Raw genomic sequence first — 444 nt, 5'->3', positions numbered from 1 at the left:
CTATAAACCATATCTCGTGTACTTGTCTTACCAACACTACCAGTAATTCCTACAACTTTTACCTTACGATGTTTTCGTAAATAATGTGCCATATCCTGAAGTGCTTTTAATGTATCTTTAACCTTGATAATAATATGTTCACTATCATCAATATCACGGTCACTAATCACCGCACTAGCACCATTTTCAAAAGCATTTTTAATAAAATCATGTCCATCAAAACGCTCTCCAATTATTGGAATATACATCATTCCTGGACTAACTTTTCGACTATCTTGACTAAAACCTGTAATTTCCTGATTACTATTACCACAAATCAATTTACCACCTGTAGCTTCAACTATTTCACTTACCCTCATACTAACCCCCTAAATTTCAAAACCTATTCCATCAGATATATCATTAGTATCTAATAACTGCCTTTTACCATCTAAACTAATCATC

1 protein-coding gene is annotated in these 444 nt (G+C 32.9%); it reads right to left on the bottom strand.

The genetic code is table 11. The annotated features are described in order from the left end of the window. Window positions 1-359, bottom strand: a 359-nt coding sequence (locus tag KHA85_RS20260; RefSeq protein ID WP_236885848.1) for a Mur ligase domain-containing protein, incomplete at its 3' end; no start/stop codon positions are given. Window positions 360-444: the final 85 nt, after the last annotated feature.

The organism is Dietzia massiliensis (assembly GCF_018390595.1).
Classification (GTDB): Bacteria; Actinomycetota; Actinomycetes; order Mycobacteriales; family Mycobacteriaceae; genus Dietzia; species Dietzia massiliensis.
This window is presented reverse-complemented; position numbering and strand designations above follow the sequence as displayed.